The 20,775-nt window shown below is 47.1% G+C and carries 19 protein-coding genes; 12 read left to right on the top strand and 7 right to left on the bottom strand.

Annotation, left to right across the window (positions count from 1 at the left end):
- The 4 genes from H8876_RS08285 to H8876_RS08300 form a co-directional block, all read left to right on the top strand.
- The coding region (locus tag H8876_RS08285; protein ID WP_249287353.1) for a tetratricopeptide repeat protein at positions 1 to 2,129 on the top strand (2,129 nt) is incomplete at its 5' end.
- A gap of 119 nt (positions 2,130 to 2,248) precedes the next feature.
- Positions 2,249 to 3,631 carry an MATE family efflux transporter gene (locus H8876_RS08290; protein ID WP_346727850.1) on the top strand — a complete coding sequence of 461 codons (1,383 nt, stop codon included), beginning with the start codon at positions 2,249 to 2,251 and terminating at the stop codon, positions 3,629 to 3,631.
- 229 nt (positions 3,632 to 3,860) lie between these two features.
- Positions 3,861 to 4,403, top strand: a complete 543-nt coding sequence (locus H8876_RS08295) for a type IV toxin-antitoxin system AbiEi family antitoxin domain-containing protein (protein ID WP_249287354.1) — start codon at positions 3,861 to 3,863, stop codon at positions 4,401 to 4,403.
- On the top strand, positions 4,404 to 5,213 hold the full coding sequence (locus H8876_RS08300; protein WP_249287355.1) for a nucleotidyl transferase AbiEii/AbiGii toxin family protein: 810 nt from the start codon (positions 4,404 to 4,406) through the stop codon (positions 5,211 to 5,213).
- A 52-nt stretch (positions 5,214 to 5,265) separates the two neighbouring features.
- On the opposite strand, the gene H8876_RS08305 is transcribed toward H8876_RS08300, so the two are convergent.
- A complete protein-coding gene (locus H8876_RS08305; RefSeq protein WP_249287356.1) occupies positions 5,266 to 5,715 on the bottom strand; it encodes an Hsp20/alpha crystallin family protein in 450 nt (149 codons plus the stop codon).
- 221 nt (positions 5,716 to 5,936) lie between these two features.
- On the opposite strand from H8876_RS08305, the gene H8876_RS08310 reads away from it, so the two are divergent.
- Positions 5,937 to 6,677, top strand: coding sequence for a LytR/AlgR family response regulator transcription factor (locus tag H8876_RS08310; protein ID WP_249287357.1), 741 nt, complete (start codon positions 5,937 to 5,939; stop codon positions 6,675 to 6,677).
- Positions 6,678 to 6,690: 13 nt separating this feature from the next.
- On the opposite strand, the gene H8876_RS08315 is transcribed toward H8876_RS08310, so the two are convergent.
- Genes H8876_RS08315 through H8876_RS08330 form a run of 4 tightly spaced genes read right to left on the bottom strand, consistent with a single transcriptional unit; the run spans position 6,691 to position 11,110 of the window.
- The gene (locus tag H8876_RS08315; protein WP_249287358.1) at positions 6,691 to 7,452 is read right to left on the bottom strand and encodes a GHKL domain-containing protein; all 762 of its coding nucleotides are present in this window, start codon (positions 7,450 to 7,452) and stop codon (positions 6,691 to 6,693) included.
- Positions 7,428 to 8,648, bottom strand: a complete 1,221-nt coding sequence (locus H8876_RS08320; protein WP_249287359.1) for a hypothetical protein — start codon at positions 8,646 to 8,648, stop codon at positions 7,428 to 7,430. Before H8876_RS08320 ends, H8876_RS08315 begins: the two co-directional genes overlap by 25 nt.
- Complete coding sequence (locus tag H8876_RS08325; protein ID WP_249287360.1) at positions 8,627 to 9,889, bottom strand: hypothetical protein; 1,263 nt, start codon at positions 9,887 to 9,889, stop codon at positions 8,627 to 8,629. The genes H8876_RS08320 and H8876_RS08325 overlap by 22 nt, the downstream gene beginning before the upstream one ends.
- 12 nt (positions 9,890 to 9,901) lie before the next feature.
- On the bottom strand, positions 9,902 to 11,110 hold the full coding sequence (locus H8876_RS08330) for a hypothetical protein (protein WP_249287361.1): 1,209 nt from the start codon (positions 11,108 to 11,110) through the stop codon (positions 9,902 to 9,904).
- 249 nt (positions 11,111 to 11,359) lie between these two features.
- Here H8876_RS08330 and H8876_RS08335 point away from each other — a divergent pair, with 249 nt between their 5' ends.
- The 4 genes from H8876_RS08335 to H8876_RS08350 all read left to right on the top strand — a co-directional run bounded on the left by H8876_RS08335 (position 11,360) and on the right by H8876_RS08350 (position 14,029).
- Positions 11,360 to 11,782 carry a hypothetical protein gene (locus H8876_RS08335; protein WP_249287362.1) on the top strand — a complete coding sequence of 141 codons (423 nt, stop codon included), beginning with the start codon at positions 11,360 to 11,362 and terminating at the stop codon, positions 11,780 to 11,782.
- Positions 11,783 to 11,855: 73 nt separating this feature from the next.
- Complete coding sequence (gene cysK, locus H8876_RS08340; RefSeq protein ID WP_249287363.1) at positions 11,856 to 12,785, top strand: cysteine synthase A; 930 nt, start codon at positions 11,856 to 11,858, stop codon at positions 12,783 to 12,785.
- Between the two features lie 200 nt (positions 12,786 to 12,985).
- Positions 12,986 to 13,537, top strand: coding sequence for a hypothetical protein (locus tag H8876_RS08345; protein ID WP_249287364.1), 552 nt, complete (start codon positions 12,986 to 12,988; stop codon positions 13,535 to 13,537).
- 102 nt (positions 13,538 to 13,639) lie between these two features.
- Complete coding sequence (locus H8876_RS08350; protein ID WP_177264953.1) at positions 13,640 to 14,029, top strand: helix-turn-helix domain-containing protein; 390 nt, start codon at positions 13,640 to 13,642, stop codon at positions 14,027 to 14,029.
- A gap of 91 nt (positions 14,030 to 14,120) precedes the next feature.
- On the opposite strand, the gene H8876_RS08355 is transcribed toward H8876_RS08350, so the two are convergent.
- Positions 14,121 to 14,939 (bottom strand): LytR/AlgR family response regulator transcription factor, encoded by an 819-nt coding sequence (locus H8876_RS08355; protein WP_249287365.1) that lies wholly within the window; start codon positions 14,937 to 14,939, stop codon positions 14,121 to 14,123.
- Between the two features lie 121 nt (positions 14,940 to 15,060).
- On the opposite strand from H8876_RS08355, the gene H8876_RS08360 reads away from it, so the two are divergent.
- On the top strand, positions 15,061 to 16,257 hold the full coding sequence (locus tag H8876_RS08360; protein WP_249287366.1) for a metallophosphoesterase: 1,197 nt from the start codon (positions 15,061 to 15,063) through the stop codon (positions 16,255 to 16,257).
- Between the two features lie 26 nt (positions 16,258 to 16,283).
- Here H8876_RS08360 and H8876_RS08365 read toward each other — a convergent pair whose 3' ends face one another.
- Entirely contained in the window at positions 16,284 to 16,553 is a 270-nt protein-coding gene (locus H8876_RS08365; RefSeq protein ID WP_249287367.1) for a hypothetical protein, read from the bottom strand.
- Positions 16,554 to 16,809: 256 nt separating this feature from the next.
- On the opposite strand from H8876_RS08365, the gene H8876_RS08370 reads away from it, so the two are divergent.
- Positions 16,810 to 19,176 carry a glycyl radical protein gene (locus H8876_RS08370; protein WP_249287368.1) on the top strand — a complete coding sequence of 789 codons (2,367 nt, stop codon included), beginning with the start codon at positions 16,810 to 16,812 and terminating at the stop codon, positions 19,174 to 19,176.
- A 62-nt stretch (positions 19,177 to 19,238) separates the two neighbouring features.
- Positions 19,239 to 20,747, top strand: a complete 1,509-nt coding sequence (locus tag H8876_RS08375; protein ID WP_249287369.1) for an amino acid permease — start codon at positions 19,239 to 19,241, stop codon at positions 20,745 to 20,747.
- The last annotated feature ends 28 nt before the right edge of the window (positions 20,748 to 20,775 follow it).

The following is a 20,775-nucleotide window of genomic DNA, read 5'->3' on the forward strand; positions in this document are numbered from 1 at the left end:
TCGCTCGTCGGCAGCGTCAGATGTGTATAAGAGACAGTCGCAATGTAGAGGAGCTTTCGGAAGATGAGTGTCTCGTGGTTTGTGAGTATGTGATGCTAACAGGACAGTATGACCAGGCGATCAGAATCTGTAAAAAGAATCGAAGTGCAGGTTCGGCGAACGGATTCTGGACGGTAAACCTGGCTGAAGCATACCTAGCGATAGGGCAGCAGCCCTTTGCAGAAGAATTGATAGAAGCGTGTTACAAGGGTAATATTTTGCTGTCTGGAGAGGATTTTGATCGGATTCGCGAGATGAAAGCGCGTCTTTTATTTCAAAAGGGACAGGCGGCAGATGCATATGAGATCATCGAGAGCCTTTGCAATAAATACCCGAATAAGATGCGATATCGATTGACCTATGCAGCAATGTGTATGATATCAGGCAGGATCTCAGAGGCGGTTCGCATTTACAGCTCTTTGCGGTTTCATGTGCCGGAAAATCCGTTTTTTGCTTACGAACTGGGCCGCTGCATGATGAAGCAGGAAAAATATAAACGAGCGCATGCATTATTTGAACTTGCATTGAAAAATGATCCTGATTTTTCTCGTGCATTGTATGAAATGGCACAGGTCTCGATCGATGAGGGAAATCTGGAGGATGCTAAGAATGAAACGGATCTTCTCTATGGAAAGATCGAGGAAAAGAGAAGGCGTTATTTAAAAGGTCAGATCTGTGAGATGGAAGAGAAATTCCGCGAAGCAAAGGAAATTTACAGAAAGCTGATCGAAGAGGAACGTGCGGAAAAGAAGAATGCAGACCAGGATTTCCTGCATTCAGTGTATGAACGATATTTCCTTATGAGAGAAGCTACTGGTGCAGTCGTGGTTTCTCAAATACGGAATCTGGAAAATACGTTGAAAGAAGTACCGGATTGCGCACAGCTCTGGATGATGTTGGGAGAGACTCACGAGGATTGTGAAGTAAACCCGGAGCAGGCCATATCATGTTATCGTAAGGCTCATGAAGCGGATCCATATCATGAGGGAGCGCTGGCAAAGGTGATCGATTATGAGATCGACAAAGGAAACTGGCAGAATGCGTTAGTGTATTGTGAACGAATGATCACCAATACGGGGAATCGTGATTACTATCTGGTTCAAGCCGGGTGTGCCATGGAACTGGGGCTTGATGAGGCTTTTGCCGGAGACATTGCAGCCTATGTCAGACAAGGCGGTGAGGAAAGGGAAACCTATGAGCTTTGCAGTGCCTATGCTATGAAAAAAGGAAATTATGATAAGGCCATCGAAATCTATGAAAAACAGCTTGATGATCGAGCGTCAGGAGAGGTTCCGTGTTATGCAGAGATGGCGATATGTCTGTGTAAGCAGGGAAAATCCGGAGAAGCAGAAGCCGTGCTGCAGGCGGCTATAGATAGTGGAGGAAATAATCCGGAATGGCTTTATACGTTGTATGAAATCCAACGATCCAGGGGCAATTTTAAAGGTGCTTCCCGCACATTGAAACGAATTCGTAAAAACGCCGGTGTGACGGTGTTTAACGACGACTACGGGGAGCTTTCCGTCCGGCTTTTCCTGGAAGAAGGGCGACTTGCCATTGCAGGCAAGATGGCGGAAAGTCTTAGTTCCTATGACGGGGAAAAGCTCTGTGCGATTCTGTATGTGCTGCGAGGAAATTATCGGAGTGCCATGCGGCTTCTAAGGAAGCTTATCGACCGGGAGCCGGAAGAACTGGAATACTACAGCTGGATGGTGCTGTGTCAGGCTCTCTGGGGAAAACGAAGCGGCGCGGCCGACTACGCGAAACAGGGACTTAAGGCCTTTGCAGAAAAACACGTTTCCGTGGAAAAATTGAGCCGCCCGGATCATTTGTGCCAGTATGGATTTTTCCTGTACTTTGCGGGATCGCCGCAGCATGCCTATGAGATCTTTGGGCGTGCAGCTGCCGCTGTACCGTGCCACGATGAGATCTGCAGTCGTTGCTACGAGGCATATTACGGGATCGGGCTCTGCAAAGCCTTCGACCACGATCGTGAGGCATCCCAGGAAGCGTTTGAGAAATCTTTGCAGATTCAGCCTCATAATACAGTGTGCCGGAAGCTTTCGGAAAATCTCCTGAAATCCCTTTGACATGCCGTATATTTTATCTTATAATACATCCATAAAACCGCTGGAGCCGGACAGGATCCTGGCGGAAATGTGGACTTTTCAGAGAGATCTTTTTCGCCGCATAACGGAGCATATCCGCTATGCGGTGTTTTTATGTGCTGCAGAAAGCAGCAAAGGCTGGAGAAGGTGGAGATACAGTAATGACACAGACATTTATGAAGGAAAAGAAGATTTTACCCCTGGTGCTTTCCATGTCACTGCCGATGGTTATTTCCATGGCGGTGAATTCGCTCTACAACATTGTGGACAGCTATTTCGTGGCGAAGCTGAGCGAGGAAGCCATGACGGCGCTGGCACTGGTGTATCCGGTGCAGAATCTCATCACATCTATTGCCGTCGGATTCGGCATAGGGATCAATGCCTGCGTGGCGTTTTATCTGGGTGCGGACGATAAGCTCAAGGCGGACAATGCAGCATCTTCAGGGGTGTTTTTGAGTATCATTCACGGTATACTTCTGATGATCTTCTGCATTGGCGGGATGCCGCTGTTTGTACGGATGTTTTCGTCTGATGAAGTGGTGATCAGCATGGCACTGGCATATTCACGCCGGGCGTTTGCATTTGCCATCATGGTGACGGTAGGGATCGCTTTTGAAAAAATATTTCAGGCGACAGGTCGCATGAAAGTGTCCATGATCAGTATGATCTGCGGATTTGTGACCAATATCGTGCTGGATCCGTTGATGATCTTCGGCATCGGGCCGTTTCCGCGGATGGAGATTTCGGGTGCTGCCTATGCAACGGGGATCGGGCAGACGGTGACACTGCTGGTGTACCTGGGCGTATATGCAGGAGGCTCGCTATCGGTTCAGGTGAGTCGAAAAAAACTGGCATGGGATCGCAAGCTTATGATTCGTCTCTACGGTGTCGGGATACCTGCAACGCTTAATATGGCACTGCCTTCCGTCTTGATTTCAGCACTTAACGGGATCCTGGCAGGATTTTCCCAAAGCTATGTGCTGGTGCTTGGCGTTTATTACAAACTGCAGACTTTTATATACCTGACGGCCAATGGGATCATTCAGGGGATCCGTCCGCTGGTAGGATATAATTACGGAGCCGGAGAACTGGAGCGTGTACATAAGATATTTTCGGTGACACTGAAACTGACGGCAGGGGTCATGGCGGCCGGCATGCTGTTTTCCTGGATCTTGCCCCACACGCTTATCGGTCTGTTCACTACTCAGGAATCTACTGTTTCCATCGGTGTGACGGCACTCCATTATATCAGCTTTGGTTTCATCGTTTCGGCGGTATCCATCACTGTATCCGGTGTTTTGGAAGGGTTGGGAAAGGGTTCCCAGTCCCTGCTTGTGTCTTTCGCACGCTATCTGATCATTATTGTTCCGGCAGCATTTCTCCTCAGCCGTATCTTTGGTGCAAAGGGCGTGTGGATGGCTTTTGCCATCGCCGAATTTATCACGGCCGGCTTCGCGTATGCGGTGTATCGCAAGGCGGTATAGGATGATTTTTAAGAAGCGTCGTTAAAGGTTCTTGCCGTGCTTATTACCAATATTGACTTGTTGATTACAAAATCAAGAATATTGTTTGACGAAATGAAGTTTTCGCGGTTACAATCATAAAAACAAAGGCATTTATCATGCATATATTCTTGTAATAGTAAGCGATATATGATAAACTTTCCTAAATATCTGTAAAAAATATAAAATTACAGACAAAGGGAGAAAAATTATGATATTCACTTATAAGGAATGCCTGCAAAGATGTGGATCAAAATATAATATGAATAAGATGATTGCATCCGGCGAAATTTTCAAACAGGAAAAAGGAATTTATTCGGATGTAAAATATGTTCCAGAATATCAGATTATTTCTGCAAAGTATCCTAAGGCGGTATTTTCTCTGGATAGCGCTTTTTACTATCATGGGCTAACTGATGTGATTCCGGACAAATATTATCTTACAACAGAGAAAAGTGCAGCGAAGATAAAAGATCCTCGAGTTGTACAGATCTTTGAAAACAGCGATGTGCTGCATGTTGGAGCGAAAAATATTCCATCTGGGGACACTAAGATATTGATGTATACCAAAGAACGTATGCTGGTGGAACTTTTAAGGAAGAAAAACAAACTGCCGTTTGATTATTACAAGGAAATTCTGGGAAACTATAGAAAAATTATTTATGAGCTTGACGTTTCTGCAGTACAGAATATGATCATGATGATGCCAAAAACTCGAATGATTATGGAGGCTTTAGAGTTGGAGGTGTTCTAGGTGGATTTGAACGAGCTGATTAAACTGGAAATTTCAAATGGATACGGCGATGCTGATGCACAGGCAAAAGTCTGTCAGGATATTATTCTCAAAGCGATAGCAACCAGTTCTTTATCTAGGAATATTACAATTAAAGGCGGCGTTGTTATGCGGAGCAAAACTCGTAATATACGTAGAGCGACACAGGATCTGGATATTGACTTTATAAGATTATCCTTATCAAATGAGGCTATTGATACCTTTATTTCTAAGCTGAATTGTCTGGACGGCATTACTTTAAAAAGATACGGTGAGATTGAAGAACTGAAGCAGCAGGATTATAAAGGGAAAAGAGTCTTTATCCAGTTACAGGACGATGCTGGGAATATGATTGTTAACAAATTAGACATCGGGGTACATACGCATCTGAATCTTGAGCAGGAGGAATATTGTTTTGATATTGCTTTTGATGAAGAAGGGGCAAGCGTACTAATCAATACAAATGAGCAGATGTTTGCAGAAAAACTGCAATCCCTTCTTAGACTGGGCACAATTTCTACGAGATATAAAGATATATTTGATATGTATTATCTTAGTCAGCATGTTGACTCTTATGCACTATGCCGTTGTCTTGACACTTGTGTTTTTTCGGATAGTCGCATGAGGGAGAATAATTTACAGGAGATCTTGGCAAGACTTGAATTTACTTTTCAGAATAAGAACTATTTAAAAAGAGTAGATCGTGCTAAAACAAAATGGATTGATCTGGAAATAGATACGGTGGTTGAAGGAATAAAATCCGCACTTGAAAAGTGTAAACAAATAGAATAAAAAAAGAGCGACCTGCGCCGCTCTTTTTAGAGGTGTATTATGGGGGTAGCGATTACCCTTCGATTGCAATGTATTTATTCTGTGCAAGTTCCTTGGCATCTTTCTTCGGTACGGACAGCTTCAGGATACCGTCTTCGTATTTCGCCTTGATATCCTCTTCGTTCAGGTGCTCGCCAACATAGAAGCTTCTGCTCATAGAACCGGTGTAACGTTCTCTGCGGATATATTCGCCCTTCTTGTTCTGTTCATCTTTATCGAGTCCCTTTGCTGCGGATACTGTCAGATATCCGTTTTTCAGTTCTGCCTGAATCTCATCCTTCTTGAATCCTGGAAGATCGATGTCAAGTTCATACCCTTCATCCGTTTCTCTGATGTCGGTCTTCATCATGTTCCTGGCATGTTTACCGTACAGCGGATTTTTACCTCCGAAGAAGTCGTCTTCAAACATGTCATTCATAAACCCATCAAATAAATCTCTGTTCCACAAACTGTTTCTCATCATAAGTCATCTCTCCCTTTTTTGGATTATCATCCTTTTTTTCTAATCTCATTTCCCGTACCCCTCGGTACAATTGTATTATATCACTTTTGTTAGCACTGTCAAGAGGTGAGTGCTAATTTTTCGAAAAAAATTTAATCGTTCCATTTGGATGCCCTTTTATTACAACATCACAGCAAAAACTCGAAGATTGATTTAAACTATCGAACTTAGAGGTGAATGATATGTGGAAGATTTTGATTTGCTCTGAGGACAGAGATTTTATGCAGGATCTGGGACACCGGATCCGCAGGCTGGCAGGAGAGAGGTTAAAAGAAGTACGACTGTTTTCCAATAAGGAAGATCTGGATTTTTATACAACAGGAAGGCCGGAGGAATCTAATATTATCCTGATCGATATAAGCCGGGATAATGAAGGGATCCAGCTGGCACAGAAGATCCTGGCGGTACAGCCCCATTCTCAGATCATTTTCATGGCGTCGACGGATAAGTATTATCTGGACGTATACAGCGTGGATCACGTGTACTTCTTAAAGAAGCCGATCGAAGCGGTCTTTTTAATGAAGGCGTTAAACAAGGCGGGCTCCCGTTTGCAGGATATGAAAAAAAGTTATCTGGTCATCAGCAACAAACAGGGCATCTACAAGATCCCTTTATATACGATCCTGTGCTTTGAAAGCGAGAAGAGAAAGATCCATGTCTATACCCAGGAGCGGGAGCTCTCTTATTATGGAAAGTTCGAGGATCTGATGGAAAAGCTGGATCCTCGGTTTGCCCGCTGTCACAATAGCTATATCGTCAATCTGACAAAAGTACGCGAGCTAAGCGATAAAAAATTCGTTTGCGAAAATGGCAAGAATGTGCCCATCAGCAAGACTTATTATGTCGATGTGCGGGAAAAGTTCCTCTCATATTTAGATGGCGGGGAATTCTGCGGAGGGACTCCGCTGGGAGCACACTCTTGATTTTGAAGCCTCTTTATTCATATACAGATTTCTTTTTTCGACGGTTTCGGCGTGATGACTTTTTCAGAAACAGCTGTGCGCTCGTTTCAAAGTAGTCGCCGTGATCCTCCATGGAGAGGGAACCGTTGTAGGATGAGACGATTGAGCTGATGATCCCAATGCCCAGGCCGTGATTCAGAGTGTCTTCTTTTGTGGTATTCATGCCTTCTTTTTTTGGCGAAAGGCCGGAACTTTTGCTATTGGAAACTTCTATCATCCATACTTTTTTGCGGATCATGCTGGAAAACCGCAGGTACGGTTTTTCCTGACCGCTGGCCTGGCATGCTTCGATGGCATTATCCAGTAAATTCCCCATGAGGGAGATCATATCGATTTCCTGCATGACTGCCGGGTCAGGCAGCGCGCGGATCTCATCTTCGAACCGGATCCCCAGCTGCTCGCATTTTCCTTTTTTGTCGGCAATAAGTGCTTCCTGTGCCGTGCTCCCGCCGTGGATATAGCGGAGCAGCTGGCTGCATTCTTCTAAACAGTCTTCCTCCTTTTCTTTGGAATCAAATGCTTCGATAGCGTCTCGCACCTGTTTTGTGATCTCTCCGGCACGCTTGCAGAATTCCACATTGTGATCCATGTACTGGTTCTGCAGCTGCCAGCCTGAGATCAGTTTTTCATTCTGCTGTTTCCGCTTCCGGTTGACACGGTACAGCGAGATGATGATGACGATGTTGATCAGCGCCAGAAATGCGAGGATCGTTAAAAGTGTAGGTGTAGAGTACATGAATTTTCTCCTTTCTGCCAGGTGGCGGTGCCGTTGTGCTGTTTGAGAATAGTCTGTAGCATCCGGAAAAAGCTGGAGCTGCGGAGCAGCGCCGGGTGCAGCGAACGTCTTCCGGTGGTGTCGATGGCAAGCGATACCTGATTCTCTTCTGTTGTGATGCAAAGAGCTTCCGTCGGAAGTTTTTTCTTCTGCAAAAGCTGCTGCACATACTGATAGATCTCATATTTTTCACGGGAAGAAAGCTGCGGGACGTCCAGCGTCTGCCATGCCAGCTGGCGGTGGATCTGTCCGTCGATCTCTTTGCAGATCCTCAGCAGAGATTCCCGATATCCTTCCTCCGGCACAGCCAGATGATTGGAAAGATCGTGGCGCAGGCTGCGGATGCTCCCGTGGAGCATGGAAACGTTCTGATAGTAGTCCAGGAGCATGGTGTTCTCCAGGGTTTGCAGTCTCTGGAGCTGTTTCCGGTGGAATGCCGCACGCGCCAGCAGGATGGTGATCAGCAGGATGATCGTCAGAAGTGCGTAGGAAAAGTCCCAGACGTAATTATGCCAGAAGTTGGCGTCAGTCCCACGATTGACCATGTAATTGTTACTGGACAGCAGGATGAACTGCTGTGCGACATAGGCAACGAAGCTCAGAAGGAAATATGCCAGACAGATCCAGTCTGGGATCTTGGAAAACAGCCAGTTGAGCTTTTTCCCAAACAAATAATACACTGCCATGATGGTCAAGAGGAAGGACATCCATAGAGCCAGCAGGATGATGCATCCGGCTGGATAATTGCAGTATTCTCCCGGGTTTGGCGGCAGGAACCGATCTCCCAGCCACTTGGTCAAAAACGCTGTCGGCGTGCAGGGCAGAGTGGTGAGGAAATCGTAGTAAAAGGTGGTTTTGATAAAGTTTCGCGGGAAATATCCTTCTCCGTAGATCCCGATGATCGTCAGAAGGATAAACGTATTGAACGCATGGACCAGCGAATGGGTGATCTGGATCGTCAGAGTCGTGTGATACTCAGGAACCAGCTCCAGCCCTGTTTCGACCGCCTTGAAAATGATGGTATATATTATGATAAGCCAGAAAACCTTTTTTCGATGACTGCTGACGCCGATGCATTTGAACACCAGAAACAGCTGGATGCAGCAGAAAATCGGAAGGGTTCCCAGCAGCAGGATCATTTGATAGATATGCAGCATGGATCGTTCTCCTTTATTGTAAAATTCGTAAACTGAAGTGTGAAGCCGTGCTCCGCCTTTTTCCATGCTGCCCGTGCTCCGTGGGAGACAGCGATGCGCTTGAGCAGGAGAAATAACGGGCGGTTTTTCAGACGCGCCAGACGCAGCCCCTTTGCAGCAGAGATGGTAAAGCGGATCGAGCCGTGTTCTTCGGTGATGCAAAGAGCCTCCGGCGGAAGCTTTGCAGACTGCAGAATAAGCTGCAGGTAGCGGAAGATTTCGTATTTTTCGCGGGAGGACAGGGCTTCGGTCTTTATGGATTGCCAAAAAAGCTGGCTGTGGATCTGGCTGTCTATCTGGTCGCAGATGGTCAGCAGAGAGTCACGGTAGCTTCCTTCCGGTATCGCCAGATGATTGGAAAGATCGTGACGCAGACTGCGGATGCTCCCGTGGAGCACCGAGACGTTCTGATAATAGTCCAGGAGCATGGCACTTTCCAGACGCTGGATGTGCTGCAGCTGACGCTTTTGCAGGACGAGCCACAGGAGCAGCAGGATGATGACCGCCAGCAGAAGAAGCAGGATCAGACACAAGTTGAACATGACCGGAAGAAAGGCTTCCTCGGTGATGTAGTTGGCTGCGATGTACTGCTGATGAGTCAGGAGTACGGTTTCCCGGATCACGTAAGCAAAGAATGTGATGGCGAAAAACAGCAGACAGATGATGTCCGGCACTTTGGAAAGCAGGGCTTTCAGCTTCCGGTTGAACAGCAGCGACACGCCTATGATGGTTAGGATCATCACCGCCCAGACGACGAGGTTGATCACGTCTATTTCAAGGGAAGCGTGATAGCTGCCCGCTACGTTGTTGCCGTCTTCCGGCAGGTATTTATAGAGCACCATGTTCCAAAGAAGGGCTGACGGTGCGATGGGCAGGCTCGTCAGGAAGTCCATGTAGAAGAAAATCAGGATGAAATTCCGCGGCAGATACCCGCTGCCGTCGATGCCGATGACCGCCAGTATGATGAAGGTGCTGAGAGCGTGGACGATGGAATGCAGAGTCTGTAAAAGCATGGAATCTGCGTAGCCGGGCTGAGCCTGTAGCCAGCAGTTGATGATCTCCAGCACGAGGGTGGCAATCAAAATGATCCAGAAAGCCCGTTTTTTATGAGTTGTGATCCCAACGCATTTCAGACAGACGAACAACTGGAGAAATACGTACATGGGGATGAAGATACTGTCAGCAATGATGGTTTGCAGCAAGGGACTCCTCCTTTAGGAAAGCTGGGATAACGTGAAGATATAACGATTTGTGTCTTTCGTCCAGGAAGCGGAGCCTCCGTGGGTTTTGGCGATTTGATTCGTCAGCTTGAACATGGCCTGATGTTTCAGGATCAGTAGGGACAGCCGCTTCGGTGAGCGGATCGTAAAGTGAAGGGCGTCCTCTGTTTCATCAATGCAAAGAACTTCCGGCGGAAGTTTTTTCTTCTGCAAAATGTTTTGCAGGTAGCGGAAGATTTCGTATTTTTCGCGGGAGGACAGGGCTTCGTTCTTTATGGACTGCCAGGAAAGCTGGCTGTGGATCTGGCTGTCTATCCGATCGCAGATGGTCAGCAGAGAGTCACGGTAGCCTCCTTCCGGTATCGCCAGATGATTGGAAAGATCGTGGCGTAGGCTGCGGATGCTCCCGTGGAGCATAGAAACGTTCTGGTAATATCGCAGCTGCATATTGCTCTCCAGACGCTGGATCCTTTGCAGCTGGTATTTCTGCCGAGCAACAGTGATCAGCAGATACAGCGTGATCAAAAGGAGGATGACCAGTATAACGTCTGCATTGAATAGAGTGTCGCGGGAATATCGGTTGTCGAATAGGAAAAACTGCCCCCGGTAGATAAACATGACGAAAACTCTGCCGATATAGATCAGGAAAGTGATCCCCATGAGGAGCAGGCAGAGGTTTTCCGGGATCTTGCTGATAAGCCGGTTCAGAGGTTTGCGAAACAATACTATAGATAGTGCGATGGCTGCGGCAGTGTATGTCCAGGCGAGGATCCATAGAAGATCCTTGGGATGGCTGGCGGAAAACAGGGAAGCAGATTCCACCAGATGATGATCTGTTAAAAAGAGGACCAGCTTGTTTTGGATCAGCATATTGGCTCCGGTGGTGACCAGGTCATAGTAGAAAAACAACTTGACCCAGTTTCGTCCCAGGGTACCGTCTGCATAAACTGCCATCAGAGCAATTATGATGAACGTATCCAGAGTGTGGACGGCCCAGTAGGTCCAGTAGGTGGTCGTAGATAATGCTGACGGATCAGGGCTGTTCAGCAGAAAATCCATTCCCTTGAAGATGATTGTGTAGACCACTAGGATCACGAAAACTTTTCTTTTATGCTGCGATACGTGACAGCCGTAGAACAGAAACATGACCTGAATGACCAGATAACAAAGTACATACAGACAAAGTGCGATTGCATAAATCAAAACAAAATCCCCCTAGATTGCAATTATATAGATAATAGAATAATTATAGCATCAAGGATGGGTGGGGGATAGTTAAATTTAGAATTTTTGTAAAAACTTTAGACGCTCAGTGGCGGGCGACAGCAGACAGCCGAAATGGTCGATTATTACATTTGGTGAGCCGAAAATTACAACGAACCTCTTGATTGCGTCAGGCGGTGGTATAATCCATTTCATCAGAAATACTTGCATGACGGGAGGGAAATTCAGATGGAGACGATGCAGAAAAGACAGGATGAGAGGATGGACTCTTTAATGGAAAAGCGAATGAAAGAGGTGTTTGCACGGTGGCTGCAGGAAAATGACTACGATGAGGCAGCATTTTTAGAGAAATATAGCGAGGAAGAACTGGTGATGCAGTACGTGATCGGCGAAGAAAGATCGCGGATCTATTTGGCGGATGACCAGGGCGGTCAGGCCGAGGTCCTTTGCGAATTTCCTACGGATCGGATCGGAGAAAGCCGGGATCTGATCGGTGAAGTAACGCTGCAGGCATCCTGGATCGCATGGATCGCCATGGATAAACTGTACGGCGAAGAACACAATTCTTTGCGGAAGCTGCCGGAGTCAGCGGACTGTGGGCTGGCTGAGAATATGCGTAGGGAGTATGAAGTGAAAGTAATAGGATTTTAGCCATAGCCAAGCGAAGGATTTTGCAGTATAATGGGCAGTATAGCAATGCATCAGAAAGAAGGTTTGTAACAACATGGTCTATCAAAACATCCTGGATGCTATGGGCAATACTCCCATGATCCAATTGAATCATATGGTGCCGGAAGGCGCAGCGCGCATTCTGGTCAAATTTGAAGGTCTAAACGTGGGCGGTTCTATCAAAACGAGAACCGCTTATAATATGATCTGCGACGCAGAGGAAAAGGGCGTCATTGATCAGGACACGATCATCGTCGAGCCGACCAGTGGAAATCAGGGCATCGGTCTTGCTCTGGTAGGAGCTGTAAAGGGTTATCGGACGATCATTATTATGCCGGATTCTGTCAGTGAAGAACGGCGAAAGCTGATCAATCACTATGGCGCAGAACTGATATTGATCCACGATGATAACAACATTGGTGAATGTATCGATGAATGTCTGCAGACTGCTATGCGAATGGCAGAAGAAGATCCTAACGTTTTTGTACCGCAGCAGTTTATTAATCCGGCAAACCCGCAGGTTCATCGGTCTCATACGGGCCAGGAGATCCTGGAGCAGGTGGATGGACCGATTCACGGTTTTTGCTCAGGGATCGGTACGGGCGGTACTATCACAGGCATCGGAGAAACATTGAAATCCGCCAATCCTGACATGGAGATCTGGGCAGTAGAGCCGGAGCACGCAGCTATCCTTTCGGGTGGATCCATAGGATCGCACCTGCAGATGGGAATCGGTGACGGTGTGATCCCGGATATCCTCAACCAGAATATCTATCAGGATATTTATATCGTAAAGGATGAAGAAGCCATCCGCACAGCGCAGGAACTGGCGTCAAAAGAAGGTATCATGTGCGGCATCTCCAGCGGCACTAACGTAGCTGCTGCCATCCAGCTTGCCAAGAAACTGGGAGAAGGTAAGACTGTCGTTACCGTCCTGCCGGATACCGCCGAACGATATTTCTCCACGCCGCTGTTTGAGGAGTAGGCAGGAGCGAGAGCAGAGGCGACGGCAGAGTCCGAGGAGATAAAGACTGCGTGAGAAAACGTGAGAGATAAATACGAATAAAAAACAAGGGTGGACTCAGCGCATTCATTACATTCAACTACCAGTTGCTTGCCATCCCCTTTTTTAGGGACTATAATATAGGTAACGGTATTATGGGACAACAAATGGAGGTAGGGATTATGTTCAATGAAGAAAGTCGTATTTTAGAGGTGCTGCAGGAATTTCGCCGGGACTTTTCAGATATGCGGGAAGACATCAATATCATGAAAGATGATATTCGGATGCTGAAGGCGGATGTTGCTGAACTCAAAGCGGATGTTGCTGAACTTAAAACGGATGTTGTTGGGCTCAAAACGGATGTTGATAAGCTCCAGCAGGATGTCAGCGTATTAAAGGTAGAAGTAACAGGACTCAAACAAGATGTAAAAGATTTGCAGAATCGCATGATTGTTGTGGAGGGAAGGACAGATCAGCTACAGCTGATGATGAATGAGATGCGAGATGAACTGGCTGAAGTAAAACATGAAGTATTTTCCCTAAGAACTACCATTGAGAATGTTACGAATCGAAACATCCGGGTTATTGCAGAAGGTCATCTTGATTTGGAAGATAAGTTCGATCGCTCGGTAAAGGCCGGAGCGGAAACGGAAGTGATAAAAGTACGCGTAAATATGATCGAGAATGAAGTTCGCTCTCTAAAAGATCAAAATAATTCGGTTACACTAATATAATTATAAGTAAAATCAAAAAAACACTTGAAAATACCGCCTAAATGCCATACAATGGAAATACCAATATTAGGTAAAACACATTGCGGTGCAGGGAGGTGGACAATGACAGAACGAATGGAAATAAAAGATCTCAACAGAGTTGAGATGGGTAAAAGGATTCGTGAACGTAGAGAACTCCTGAAGATGTCTCGGGATGAACTGGCACGGAGGCTGGATGTCACATCAAAATTTATCGCAGATCTGGAATATGGAGAAAAAGGAGCTTCTGTCAAGAATCTTTATCGCCTGAAGCAGATCCTTGGCGTCAGCGTCGACTATCTGATGGATGGGAATCCGTCCAATCAAAACGAGACGGAGCCGCGAAAGATGCTCAATGAAAATATCATGGGATCGCTCAGCGTATGCAATGTCAAACAGCTTCGCGTAATGGAGCAAATTGCACGGCTTTATATCGAAGGCGTGGTGAACAACGAGGAAGATAGCGAAGAATAAGCGGTGAAAGCTCACTGCATTTGGTAAAATATCGCTCCCAAACGGACAAGTATCTGTTTTGGAACGATATTTTTTATACCATAATTTATTATTAGCGCCTCAGGCATTTCAGGAAGGCTTCCCGTGCCTGAGTGTAATAGGTTTTACTGATAGGGATCGCCTGCGCTGGTGAATAAAGTGGAGACGAGGATCCTTCTGCAGACCCGTGAAGGGGGTGCGCTATTGATACCTGCAGTCCGGCGCGAGCCGATACAAGAAATTTGCGGTCGCTCATTTCCGAAACATATCGGAAATTGACGATGTAACTCGTGTGGCACTGAAAAAACAGGGAATCCAGGCTGTCTTCAAAATCAGAGAACTTGCCGTAGGTCTTAAAAACCTCACCATCTGCTGTATGGACCAGGATCAGCCTGCGGCTCTTTTCCAGGAAGAGGATCTCCTGAAGCGGGATGCGAAATACCCCTTGCTTGTTGGAAATCGTCAGGAATTTGTCTTTTAGGGACAGGATCCTGCGCTGTGCTGCATACAGTGCGGTTTTCAGACGCTCCGGATCGACTGGCTTTTTTAGAAAATATACGTGATCCACATTATAAACATCCAGATAGTAATCATCGTATCCGGAGAAGAAAATGATCTGGATATCCGGGTGGATCCGAAGCAGGTGATTGGACAGTCTGATCCCGGATTGATCACCAAGCTCGATATCGATGAAAGCCAGATCATAGTGCTCGCTTTCTGCAGCAAAAAGCAGTTCATCCGGATCCGCGAAAATATCCGAGCGCGTCATGACGGGATCAAGTGAAGGTTCTGTGTTTTGTGGTGTGTTTAACTGTTCTTCTGCAATTTTTGTGATATCCTGATAGAGGGAGTTGCTCGCCTTGGGATCATCATCGCAGATCGCGATACGCATTGGTGATACCTCCAATCAAAAGATAGCATTATTATTGCATAAATTGTATAGAAATACCAGCCCTAAATTGCGTTTAGAGGACAGAATCCCCAGCGCCTTAGAGCTGCAGAAAGGAATTTTTATGATAGCGATATGTTTAGCACCATGTTACCTGCTGCTTTGCTGGTATTTGTGGCGACGGGCGATCCGGTGGATGGGAAGCTGTCATCATGTATTCGAACACAAGGGCGTTCAGATCGGAATGTTCATCCTATACGCGTTTCTGGCACTCAGCATTGTCATCGCATTTTTGCTGCCACATTCGGATTTTCAACGATTTCTGAAAATGGTCAGTAACTACTGGCTGGGGATCTTGCTGTACATTATTCTGACCGTCGTGGTCGCGGATCTGCTGCGGTTTATTTTGAAGCGGACCCGGTTTCCCCACAAGGAAAAACTGTTTTCCAGAGGAGGTCATGCGGTAGTGGGGACGATCTGCCTGTGTGTGATATGTGCATTTTCGGTACTGGGGATCTACACGGCACGTCATACGGTCGTGACACAGCAGGATATCACCATTGAAAAAAGCGGAGGAACCCTGGATTCTCTTCATGTCGTTCTGGTGGCAGATCTGCATCTGGGTTACAGCATCGGAAACGATCACATGAAGCAGATGGTGAAAAAAATCAATGCACTGGATCCGGATGTTGTACTGGTGGCAGGAGATATTTTCGACAATGAATACGAGGCGATCAAAGAGCCGGATAAGGTTGCAAAAACTCTTTCGGGCATCAAGTCGAAGGACGGCGTCTACGCTACCTACGGCAATCACGATATCCAGGAGCCGATCCTGGCGGGATTTACCTTTGGGGGAAAGGATGAGAAAAAGCAGAGCGATCCGCGGATGGATGCCTTTATGCAAAAAGCGGGGCTCACACTTTTGCAGGAGAAAGGCGTATGGATCGATGACAGCGTATATCTTTATGGCCGACCGGATTACGAGCGACCGGGACGGGGCATCACGAAGCGAAAGACACCGAAAGAAATCACGAAGAATATCGATAAAAGCAAGCCGATCATCGTGCTGGAGCATGAGCCGAGACAGCTGCAGGAACTGGCTGATGCCGGAGTGGATGCACAGCTTTGCGGTCATACCCATGACGGACAGATGTTTCCTGGAAATCTGACCATAAATCTGCTGTGGGAGAACGCATATGGATACAAAAAGAAAGATGGGATGCACAGTATCGTCACATCCGGCGTCGGAGTGTTTGGCCCTAATATGCGGGTGGGAACCAAAAGTGAGATCTATGATATCCATATGACATTTCGACCGTAAGCTGACAGAATCAGGGCGGCGGGAGCTTAGAACAAAAACTTGTATATGACATAAAGAAGAAGGAAGGCGAATCCGCCGGCGAAGATAAGCGGACCGGAAAGCGGGAGGCCTTCTTTTTTATTGTGAAAAAGCTGGATCAGTGCTGATGTGATGAAGCAAAGCAGCGCTGCGATCGTCGTGATAAAACTGAACGCAGGACCGTAATAGATGTGCTGCGTTGAATATAAAAAGGCTGGAAGCAGTGCGATCATGACTGCCAGTACAGCAATGAGATTTCGGATTTTTTTATAAAGCATAGAGTTGGATCCTTTCGTGTTTTGTTATAGCATACCGCAGGAGGAAGCGCCTGGCAACCGAATTTTGCAGGAAGGAGCACAGGATTTTACGGAAGGAGATGTGAAAGCGTGCTGATTACAGCAATCCGATCATTTCTTTTAGCAATCCGATTATTGAGCGCGGGGGTTGTGTTTTCCTATAATAAACACAATGGAAAACGGTGCATATGCACAAAAAGAGAAAATAAATTCAGACCGCAAGGGAGGAATGTTCAATATGATGACAGATAGAGTTAGAAAAATCCGGGAGAAGTACTTTGATACGATCCCTCAGATCACAGCAGAACGTCTGGTGCTGGCTACGGAAGCGCACAAGAAGTTTGCGGGCGATGCGATCCCGGTATTCCGTGCGAAAATAGTCCGCTACGTTATGGAGCATATGACGACACTGATCATGGAAGATGAGCTTGTAGTCGGGACGCCGACGAATAAATACAAGGGAGCGAACCTGTTTCCGGAATACACTTCCAGCAAGTGGCTGACAGAAGATATAGATGATTTTCCGGTAAGAAAGACAGATCCGTATTACATCAGTCCGGAAGACCGGGAAGTGATCCTGGAAACTTTAAAAGAATGGGAAGGCAGAGCGATGGAGGATATCGCCGGTGAAGTGCTTCCTGATTACATAGAAAATGCGAGACAGAAGGATCTGATCTCTGTTGGCTGCAGAAACGGCGTTTCCGGAGAAACGACTCCGAACCACCAGAAGTTCATGGACATTGGTCTGAAGGGCTTCATGGAGGAATGCAGAGCTAATATCGCAGAAGTCAGAGGCGGCACTAAGGAAAAACAGGAAAAGGTAGACTTCTGGAATGCCTGTATCGTGCTTTGTGACGGACTTATCACTTATGCGCATCGCATGGCGGATGAAGCAGAGCGTCAGGCAGCAGAATGCAGCAATGACAAGAGAAAAGCAGAACTGCTGGCTATCGCGGAAAACTGCAGAGTCGTACCGGAAAATCCACCGCAGACTTTCCATCAGGCGTTACAGATGGTATGGCTCATCCAGGTGGCATTCCATATCGAGGCTCCGACTACAGCCTGCGGGTTCGGCAGATTCGACCAGTACATGTATCCCTTCTACAAGGCGGATCTGGAAGCTGGAAGAAATACTAAGGAAGAAATGCTGGAAATGCTGGAATGCTTCTATCTGAAGGCCTGTGAAGTATACGAAGTAAGAGACAGATGGTACGCCAAGTCCTTTGCAGGATACCCGATGTGGGAGATCCTCGTAGTCGGCGGACAGACGCCGGACGGCAAGGATGCGACCAACGAGTTATCGTATCTTTGTCTGGATGCAGCAGCAGATCTGCAGACCAAGCAGCCGGTACTGGCGGTGAGAGTCTTTGACGGTACGCCGGAAGCGCTGATCCGCAAGGGCGCGGAAATGATCCAGCAGGGCATGGCAAATCCGGGATTTTTCAATGACGAAGCTGCCATAAAGATGACACAGGGCAAAGGATGCACCATCGAAGAAGCGAGAGACTGGACCATCGTAGGATGCATTCAGCCGGGACCTGGAGGCGGTAGCACCGATGGATCTCCGGATGCTGGATATGTCAATGCACCGAAAGTCCTGGAGCTGGTACTTCATAACGGCAGAGATCCTAAGACGGGAGAACTGCTCGGACTGGAAACAGGAGATCCGAGAGACTTTAAGAATATAGAGGAGTTAAAAGATGCGCTGAAGAAGCAGCTTGCATACTTCTATCGTATGATCAAGGACGGTTACGATCTTATGGTACCTTATCATATGCTTCGCTATCCGGTCATCTTCGCATCTATGGCAATGAAAGGATGCGTGGAATCCGGCAAGTCTGTACAGGAAGGTGGTGCCAAGTACAGCACAGCAGGCATGTTCATCACTGGATCGGCCAACCTGGCTGATTCCATCGTGGCTATAGAAGATGTGGTATACAAGGATCATGACGTGACTATGGATCAGCTGATCGAAGCGTTGGACAAGAACTTCGAAGGCGAAGAACGTCTGCGTCAGCTCCTGATCAACAAACCGCCGAAATACGGCAACGACAATGAATATGTAGACGGTGTGGCGAGGGAAATGCTGGGATACTGTGCCGATCTGGTACAGTCCTGGGAGGATTCCAGACATGGACACTACTCTTTCTGCAACTTGTCTCAGACCGTGAACATTTCTCACGGAGAGGTCTGTGGAGCAACACCGGATGGAAGACTGGCAGGCGAAACGTATTGTGATAACTGTTCTCCGACAATGGGAAGAGATCTGATGGGGCCTACAGCCACAGTCAAATCGGTTGCTTCCATCGATCAGGGCAGATTCCATGATGGAGCATTGTTCAACCTGCGATTTGATCCGAAGGGTATCCAGGGAGAAAAGGGTCTGGACATCATCGAAGGTGTGATCAAGACTTATTTTGAAGAAGGCGGCGAACACATACAGATCAATGTCGTAGATGATAAAACACTGCGGGCAGCGCAGCAGACCCCGGAAAAATACAAAGGTCTGATGGTGCGGGTAGCCGGTTACATGGCTTACTTCACAGAGCTGGACAAGGCGGCTCAGGACAGCATCATCGATCGTACAGCTCATTTGAGCGTATAGGGTGCAAGGCACATATCACGTACTGACAGAAACAGAAGAATTTACAAAAAGGAGTGTAGCGAATGGAAGCACGAGGAATGGAAACACAGGAAGGGCGCGTACTTAAGAGAGGTCTTAAGAGACGTCATTTAACTATGATCGCCATTGGCGGGTCCATCGGAACAGGACTGTTCCTGGCGATGGGAGGTACCATTAGAGATGCAGGTCCGGGTGGTGCTATGGTCGCATATGCGGTCATGGGTATCGTAGTATATTTTATGATGACAGCGCTGGGAGAAATGGCGACGAGACTGCCGATCCCAGGTGCATTCACATCATATGCAGATCGTTTTATAGATAAGGCGTGGGGATTTACCAATGGCTGGTCGTACTGGTTTGGCAGTGCCATGACCGTGGCGGCAGAACTGATCGCAGGGGCGATCATTATCAAGTACTGGTTTCCAAATTCCAATTCGTCCCTTTGGGCGATGCTGTTCCTGGCGATCCTGCTGGCGATAAACCTCTTTACTGTAAAGGGATTTGGTGAGGCAGAATACTGGTTTGCCGGGATCAAGGTGATCGTTACTATTGTATTCCTCATCGTCAGCATACTGATGATCCTGGGGATCATGAGCGGAACAGGAAGCCAGGGATTCAGCAACTGGACGTTGGATGGCGGATCAGAAGGAAAAGCTCCGTTTATACACGGGATCGGAGGAATCGTCGGGATCTTCATGGTCGCAGCATTCTCTTTCTCCAATACGGAACTGGTAGGGCTGTCTGCAGCAGAATCAGAAAATCCGAGAAAAGATGTGCCTCGTGCAGTAAAGAGCATTTTCTTACGATTGATCATCTTTTATCTGGGAACGATCTTCGTAGTAGGGACACTGATCCCGTTTACGGAGCCGACACTGCTGGATGCAGCGGAAGATAACGTGGCAGCATCTCCGTTCACCATCATTTTCCAGAGAGCGGGATTTGCAGCAGCAGCATCTCTGATGAATGCCGTTATCCTGACCTCTGTACTTTCCTGCGGTAACTCTTCTATGTACAGTGCATCGAGAACGCTGCAGCATATGGCCAAGAGAGGAGACGCTCCGAGATTCTTTGCCAAGCTGAGTGCTAACGGTGTTCCTGTAAGAGCTATCATCGTAACAGCCTGTATCGCAGCAACAGCATTTTTCGCCTCCCTTATCGGAGACGGGGTGGCATACACAGCAGCTTATTATCTCTGCGGGATCGCAGGTGTATTCAACTGGATGACCATAAGTGTGGCACATTATCGCTTCCGCCGCGGCTGGATCAAGCAGGGACGTTCGCTGGACGAGCTGGAATACAAGTCGCCGTTTTATCCGTTCGGATCCTGGTTTGTTATCTTTGTGTGCATCATCATATGTCTGGGAGCTAACTACTGGGTATTCTCCGACTTCAACTGGTTTGACTTTATCACGTGCTACGCTATCATTCCGCTGTCCATCATCATGTTCTTTGTTTATAAGAAGGTGAAGAAGACTAAGTGGGTGAAATATGAAGATATGGATTTTACTCCACCAGAAGATGCCGATAAAAAGAACATTTCGGCACTGTATTAATAAAAACTCTGCTCATTTGGCAGAACAA

Source organism: Lentihominibacter faecis (assembly GCF_014306095.1).
Lineage (GTDB): Bacteria > Bacillota > Clostridia > Peptostreptococcales > Anaerovoracaceae > Lentihominibacter > Lentihominibacter faecis.